Here is a 6704-nt window from a genome sequence, read left to right on the forward strand (position 1 = left end):
GTCGACAAGTGTGTCAGACGCCCACGCGGGTCACGATGAGCATGCGGTCGCGTCCCGTCAGATCCTGCTCCGTCCGGGCGTCCGCCCAGAACTCGGACCGATTGACGAACGCACGCAGCGCCGGGCCCTGATTATCGGCGTGCTCCATGATGAGGGTCCCGCCCACACGCAGCAGGCGCGCGGCCTCGTCGATGATCGCGCGAGGCAGATCCAGGCCGTCCGCGCCCTTGCCGTACAGCGCCTCGGGCGGGTCGAAGTCGCGCACCTCCGGGTCGCGCGGCACGCCGTCCGGCGGGATGTAGGGCGGGTTGCTCACCACCACATCCGCACAGCCGTCGAACAGGTGCAGGCAGCGCCGGGCGTCGCCGAGCACGGTGCGCACGCGCGGGCGCACGTCGTCGGGCATGAAGCGGGCGTTGAGGCGCATGTAGACCAGCGCGCCTTCGCTCTTCTCGAGCATCGTCACCTCGGTGTGCGCGACCTCGCTCGCGACCGCCAGGCCGATGGCGCCGGAGCCGGCGCACAGGTCCGTCACCTTGACGATGCCGTCACGGTTGGGCGTCGCGGCGCGCGCCGCGTCGATCGCGGCCTGCGCGACGAGCTCGGTCTCGGGGCGCGGGATGAACACGCCGTCGCCCACCTGGAGCTCGAGGTCGCGGAAGTACGCCTTGCCGGTGATGTGCTGGAGCGGCTCGCGGCTCATGCGCCGCTCGATACGAGCCTCGAGCAGGTCGAAGTCGAGCGGGTCCTCGGGCCAGTGGTCGTCGCGCGCGGCGGCCGTGCGCACCTGACTGGGCTCCCAGCCGAAGGTATGCGCCATCAGCGCCACCGCATCGGCCTCTGGGCTCGGCACGCCCGCCTCTGCCAGCCGGCGCGTGATCTCACGCAGGCGCGCTCCGACGCTGGGCATCAGGCGTGGTGCGCTTCCAGACGGGCGGCCTCATCCGCGTCGATCGCTGACTGCACCACGGGACCCAGCTCGCCGGCGAGCACGTGATCCAAGTTGTACGCCTTGTAACCCGTGCGGTGATCCGCGATCCGGTTCTCCGGGTAGTTGTAGGTGCGGATGCGCTCGGAGCGGTCGACGGTGCGCACCTGCGACTTGCGCATGTCCTGCGCCTCTGCGGCAGCGGCCTCGCGCTGCGCCGCCAGCAGGCGGGCGCGCAGGATGCGCATCGCCGACTCCTTGTTCTGGAGCTGGCTCTTCTCGTTCTGGCAGCTCACCACGATGCCCGTGGGCTCGTGCGTGAGGCGCACGGCGGAGTCCGTGGTGTTGACGGACTGGCCGCCGGGGCCGGAGGAGCGGTACACGTCGACGCGCACGTCGTTCATGTCGATCTCGACCTCCTCGACCTCCTCCACCTCCGGGTAGACCAGCACGCCCGCAGCGGAGGTGTGGATGCGGCCCTGCGACTCGGTGGCGGGCACCCGCTGCACGCGGTGCACGCCGCCCTCGTACTTGAGGTGCGCCCACACGCCGTTCTCGGGGTCGACGGCGCCCTTGGCCTTGATCGCGACGGAGAGGTCCTTGTACCCGCCCATGTCCGTCTCCGTTGCCTCGAGGATCTCCGCCTTCCAGCCCTTGGCCTCGGCGTACTTGAGGTACATCTTGAGCAGGTCGCCGGCAAAGAGCGCGGATTCCTCGCCGCCCTCGCCGGACTTGATCTCGAGGATCACGTCACGGGAGTCGTCGGGGTCGCGCGGAATCAGGATCCGGCGCAGAGTCTCGGTCGCCTCCTCGGCCGCGGCCTCGAGTCCGGGGACCTCGGCCGCGAACTCGGGGTCCGCGTCGGCCATCTCCCGGGCGGCCTCGAGGTCGTCCTGGGCCGATTCCCAGGCCCGATGCGCGGCGACGACGCGGCCGAGCTCCGCGAACCGACGGCCCAGCGTGCGCGAGCGCCCGGCGTCCGCATGGACGGCGGGGTCGGCGAGCTGGCGCTCGATGTCGGCATACTCGTCCAGCAGAGGCTGGACGGCGGCGAAGGCTTCAGCCACGTCGTCGTCGCGTGGAGTTCCGGGTTACTTCTGGTTGCCGTAGCGCTTCTGGAAGCGCGCGACGCGACCGCCGGTGTCCATGATCTTCTGCTTGCCCGTGTAGAACGGGTGGCACGCGGAGCAGACCTCAGCGTGGATCGAGCCATCGGTCACGGTGGACTTGGTCTCGAAAGTGTTGCCACAGGTGCACGTGACCGTGGTAGTCACGTACTCGGGGTGGATGTCCTTCTTCATGATCTCCCTTTAAGGTGCCTCCGGGTCCTCGCGCGTACTTCGCGGTCGGTGAACCGGACGGCCAGCCCTCTATTGTGCCACGGTCGCGGCACCCTGGCCACTCCCGGAGCCCGCCGGACGGCCGATGCGCGAGGGGGGACGCACAAGGGCCGGGCCGCTGATGCGACCCGGCCCTTCGTGGGGCGCGCTCTACTTCGACGTGAGCTCGTTGTCGCTGTCGTTGCCCGGAGTGGTCTTGGCGACCTGCACCAGGAACTCGGCGTTCGTCTTGTGGTCGCGCAGGCGGCCCAGCAGCAGCTCGGTCGCGGCGACGTTCTCGAGGCCGGACAGCACGCGGCGCAGCTTCCACATGACCTTGAGCTCCTCGGTGGAGACCAGGATCTCCTCGCGGCGCGTTCCGGACGAGTTGACGTCCACGGCCGGGAAGATGCGGCGGTCGGCGAGCTGACGCGACAGGCGCAGCTCCATGTTGCCGGTGCCCTTGAACTCCTCGAAGATCACCTCGTCCATCTTCGAGCCGGTGTCGACCAGCGCGGTGGCGAGGATGGTCAGCGAGCCGCCGTGCTCGATGTTGCGCGCGGCGCCGAAGAACTTCTTGGGCGGGTACAGCGCTGCCGAGTCGACACCACCGGAGAGGATGCGGCCCGATGCGGGCGCGGCCAGGTTGTAGGCGCGGCCCAGTCGAGTGATGCCGTCCAGCAGCACCACGACGTCCTGGCCCAGCTCCACGAGGCGCTTGGCACGCTCGATCGCGAGCTCGGCGACCTGGGTGTGGTCGCCTGCCGGACGGTCGAAGGTCGAGGCGATGACCTCGCCCTTGACCGAGCGCTGGAAGTCGGTGACCTCCTCGGGACGCTCGTCGACCAGCACGACCATGAGGTGAACCTCGGGGTTGTTCGCGCTGATGGCGTTGGCGATGGACTGCATCACCAGGGTCTTGCCTGCCTTGGGCGGCGAGACGATGAGCCCGCGCTGGCCCTTGCCGATGGGCGCGACGATGTCGATCACGCGGTTGGTGAGGTTGCGCGACTCGGTCTCGAGGTGCAGGCGCTCCTGCGGGTACAGCGGAGTGAGGTCGCCGAACTCCTTGCGAGTCTTGGCCTCCTCGGGGCTCACGCCGTTCACGGTCTCGACGGTGGCGAGGGCGTTGAACTTCTGGCGCTGACCTCGCTCGCCCGGGCGCGGCGGGCGGACGGTGCCGGTGATGGCGTCGCCCTTGCGCAGACCGTACTTGCGGATCTGGTTCATCGAGACGTAGACGTCCGACTTGCCGGACAGGTAGCCAGTGGTGCGGATGAAGGCGTAGTTGTCGAGCACGTCGACGATGCCGCCCACGGGGCTCAGCTCCTCGTCGTCGCGAGCCTCGTCCTCATCCTGACGCGCCTGCGGCTGGGTGTCGCCGCCGCGCTCGTCGCGGTTGCGGTTGCGTCCGCGTCCGCGTCCACGGCGCCGGCGGCCGCCGCGCTCGTCGTCCTCATCGTCGTTGCGGTTGCCGCGACCGTCGTTGCGGTTGCCCCGGTTGTCGTTGCGGTCATCGCCGCGGCTCTCGTTGCGGTCGTTGCCGCCCCGGTTGCCGTCGTCGTTCTTGGGAGCGTCCTCGCCCTTGCCCGCGATCTGGACGGCCTCGGCGGCGCGGCGTGCGCGCTCGTCCGCGTCCTCGTTGCCGGAGCGCTGGGCGTTCGCGTCCCCGTTCTGCTGCGTCCCGGCCTGCCGCGGCGCGCTCTGCGCGGAGTCCGCACGGCGGGAGCGCGAACGCTCCTTGCGCTCGCCGCGCTGCTGCGAGTCCTGCCTCTGGTCCTGCTGGGAGCTGTCGGCAGCCGGGGCGTCCGCGCCCATGGCGGGCGCCGCATCGGCTGCAGGCGCGTCCGCCTTGGTGGGGACCACGCCTCCGTTCTTGATCGCTTCCACGAGGTCACTCTTTCGCATCTTCTTGACGCCGGAGACTCCAAGCTCGGAGGCGAGTGCCTGCAACTGAGGGAGCTTCATCGCGCTGAGAGCCGTGCCGTGATCGGCGGCGGCCACGTTGGTGTCTGTCACTGATAGTCCTTTTCTTCGCACGGGCCTGGTTGGCTCCTGATGAGTGCGATTTCCCTCCCAGGCGTCCGGGTGTGCGCGTACGCCGTCGTCCGCTGACGCATGAATGCCGTGGGAAACGCCGTCCGCCGCGGCTGGTTGCCGACTGGGGGAGGCCTGTTCAGGCTACCACTGCGGTTCGCTCGGCCCAAATGGCCCCCGCAGCACGGCCGATGCGCGTGCCGCCCGTGCGCTCGGCAGGGTGGTGCGCGGCGTGTCGGGCTGCTCCCGGTTGCTGGCTGAGACCTGGGGGAATAGATTCCGAGGAGGCGGTGCCGGATGGCGCCGCGTCCCCTACCCGCACGAGGAGCGAACGATGACACTAGGACCTATCGAGGTCGTCACGATCGGCTTCGAGTCCGGTCGCTTCCAGGGGGACATCATCCCCGAGCTGGAGCGCCTGGTCGAGGCCGGCACCATCAGCGTCGCGGACGGAGTGTTCGTCCAGCGCGTCTCGGACGAGGAGACCACCATCGTGGAGTTCGGCCAGGACGACGCGGACGGCGACGTCGCCCGCGTGGGAGCGCTCATGGGCGAGGCCCTGGGCCTGATCTCCGACGAGGACGTCGACCTGCTGACGGCGGAGCTGCCCGTGGGTGCAGCCGCCGCGATCCTGGTGTTCGAGCACACCTGGGTCCGTCCGTTGCGCGACGCCATCGCCGCCGCCGGCGGCGAGCTGATCGACTCCATCCGGGTGCCAGGCCCGGTGGTCCAGGAAGTGCTCGACGCACTCGAGAACGAGGAGAGCTAGACATGCGAGGAAGGATCGGACGTCCCGGACTGATCGGGACAATGGCGCGCACCGCCGTCATCTCCGGAACGGCCACCGCCGTCTCCGGCAACGTCGCCCGCCGCCAGCAGGGCCGCGCGCAGGCCCAGCAGGAGCAGGCCTACGTCGAGCAGCAGCAGGCCGCGCAGGTGCAGGCGGCCCCTGCGCCCGCCAACGACCTCATGTCCCAGCTCCAGCAGCTGGCCGATCTGAAGGCTGCGGGGGTGCTGGACGACGCCGAGTTCGCGGCGGCGAAGGCGAAGCTGCTCGCGTCATGAGCCGGTGGACCACCATGGTCCGCGAGACCAGGTGGGGCGCCACCCTCAACACTGTCGAGTACCTCCGGGAGGCGGCCTTCTTCGAGGGCCCCACAGTGCGCGCGCAGCACACGCGGTTCTGGCTGTTGCTCATCCTGGCGTCCGCGATCGCGACCGCGGGGATCGTCGCGGACTCCACTGCGACCGTCATCGGCGCCATGATCGTCGCTCCCCTCATGCGCCCCATCCAGGGCACCATGATCGCCACCGTCCTGGGCGACAGGACGAACCTCGCCCGCTCGATCGCCATCATGATCGCGGGTGCGATCGGCGCCATGGGCGTGGGCTTCCTGCTGGGCCTCATCGTGGTCCAGGAGGTGACGGCGGAGACCAACGCGCAGGTCGCGGGGCGCGTCTCCCCCGGTCTGGTGGACCTGTTCGCGGCGCTGGCCGTGGGTGCCGTGGGATCGATCGCGATCGTGCGCTCGGACATCTCGGACACGCTGCCAGGCGTCGCGATCGCCATCTCGTTGGTGCCCCCGCTGTGTGCGGCGGGTCTCGCCCTCGAGTCCGGCGCTCCTGGCCAGGCCTTGGGCGCCGTGCTGCTGTTCGTCACCAACGTCGCCGCGATCCTGGCGACCGGCTCGATCGTGATGGCGATCTATGGCTTCTCTCGGCTGCGCATGCTGGAGGCGGAGGACAAGGAAGCCGAGAGGCGCCGGCGAGTCAAGGCCTACATCACCACGGCGGCGCTGGTGCTCCTGGTCACCGGGCCCCTCACCTACTCGACGGCCAAGGCGATCAACGACCGCTCGCGCATCGGCCAGATCCAGGACTACGTCGAGCAGGTCACGGCCGAGTCCAAGTGGTCGATCGTGTCCGTCACCTCGCGCGAGAACGACCTCATCCACGTCATCGTCAAGGGCACTCCGCCGTTGCCGGACATCGACCAGGTCTACGCGAACATGGAGGACGCTGGGATCGACGCGTCGAAGGTGATCGTGGAGTTCATCCCCTCGTACACGTTCGATGCGAACGGCGAGCGCGACTCCTTCTGAGCTCGCGAGAGGGGTGCGGGCCCTTATGACGAGCGCCTGCCAAAAGTGTGGACAAGCGAGCACGGAACCGGGCGTACTTCCGTGTGGGGTCCGATAGGATCGGGGGATGATCGACCCTCGCGGACAGGAGACTCTGTCGGGCTCCGCGCAGTCGGAGATCTTCCAGATCCTTCGCGATGGCCAGCCGCGCACGCGGTCGGAGCTCGCGACGCTCACGGGCCTTGCACGGTCGACGGTCGCCGCCCGCGTCGAGGCCCTCCAGCGCGCACGCCTGATCCGATCGGTCGCGCACGCCGCCTCCACCGGCGGGCGCCCGTC

At 69.6% G+C, this 6704-nt stretch carries 8 protein-coding genes; 4 read left to right on the forward strand and 4 right to left on the reverse strand.

Annotated elements, in window-relative coordinates:
* Positions 1-13: 13 nt before the first annotated feature.
* From prmC to rho, 4 genes are all read right to left on the reverse strand, one after another.
* Positions 14-910, reverse strand: a complete 897-nt coding sequence (prmC, locus tag Dac01nite_RS10385; RefSeq protein WP_203656654.1) for a peptide chain release factor N(5)-glutamine methyltransferase — start codon at positions 908-910, stop codon at positions 14-16.
* Positions 910-1995 (reverse strand): peptide chain release factor 1, encoded by a 1086-nt coding sequence (prfA, locus tag Dac01nite_RS10390; RefSeq protein ID WP_203656656.1) that lies wholly within the window; start codon positions 1993-1995, stop codon positions 910-912. Before prfA ends, prmC begins: the two co-directional genes overlap by 1 nt.
* 24 nt (positions 1996-2019) lie before the next feature.
* Complete coding sequence (gene rpmE / locus Dac01nite_RS10395; protein ID WP_203656662.1) at positions 2020-2229, reverse strand: 50S ribosomal protein L31; 210 nt, start codon at positions 2227-2229, stop codon at positions 2020-2022.
* 189 nt (positions 2230-2418) lie between these two features.
* The gene (gene rho / locus Dac01nite_RS10400; RefSeq protein WP_373307246.1) at positions 2419-4266 is read right to left on the reverse strand and encodes a transcription termination factor Rho; all 1848 of its coding nucleotides are present in this window, start codon (positions 4264-4266) and stop codon (positions 2419-2421) included.
* A 352-nt stretch (positions 4267-4618) separates the two neighbouring features.
* Here rho and Dac01nite_RS10405 point away from each other — a divergent pair, with 352 nt between their 5' ends.
* The 4 genes from Dac01nite_RS10405 to Dac01nite_RS10420 all read left to right on the forward strand — a co-directional run.
* Entirely contained in the window at positions 4619-5053 is a 435-nt protein-coding gene (locus tag Dac01nite_RS10405; protein WP_203656663.1) for a DUF6325 family protein, read from the forward strand.
* Between the two features lie 2 nt (positions 5054-5055).
* Entirely contained in the window at positions 5056-5349 is a 294-nt protein-coding gene (locus Dac01nite_RS10410; protein WP_239066615.1) for an SHOCT domain-containing protein, read from the forward strand.
* Positions 5346-6386: a DUF389 domain-containing protein gene (locus Dac01nite_RS10415; protein ID WP_203656664.1), complete on the forward strand. Its 1041-nt coding sequence runs from the start codon at positions 5346-5348 to the stop codon at positions 6384-6386. Before Dac01nite_RS10410 ends, Dac01nite_RS10415 begins: the two co-directional genes overlap by 4 nt.
* Before the next feature lie 106 nt (positions 6387-6492).
* Positions 6493-6704, forward strand: a 212-nt coding sequence (locus Dac01nite_RS10420; protein WP_203656665.1) for a helix-turn-helix domain-containing protein, incomplete at its 3' end; no start/stop codon positions are given.

Source organism: Demequina activiva (assembly GCF_016862815.1).
Taxonomy (GTDB): Bacteria; Actinomycetota; Actinomycetes; order Actinomycetales; family Demequinaceae; genus Demequina; species Demequina activiva.

Excerpts from the sequence above, each read along its gene's own strand:
- Dac01nite_RS10410 (WP_239066615.1), top strand. The coding sequence starts at position 5,056 with ATGCGAGGAAGGATCGGACGTCCCGGACTGATCGGGACAATGGCGCGC.
- Dac01nite_RS10405 (WP_203656663.1), top strand. The coding sequence starts at position 4,619 with ATGACACTAGGACCTATCGAGGTCGTCACGATCGGCTTCGAGTCCGGT.
- Dac01nite_RS10415 (WP_203656664.1), top strand. The coding sequence starts at position 5,346 with ATGAGCCGGTGGACCACCATGGTCCGCGAGACCAGGTGGGGCGCCACC.
- prmC (WP_203656654.1), bottom strand. The coding sequence starts at position 910 with ATGCCCAGCGTCGGAGCGCGCCTGCGTGAGATCACGCGCCGGCTGGCA.
- rpmE (WP_203656662.1), bottom strand. The coding sequence starts at position 2,229 with ATGAAGAAGGACATCCACCCCGAGTACGTGACTACCACGGTCACGTGC.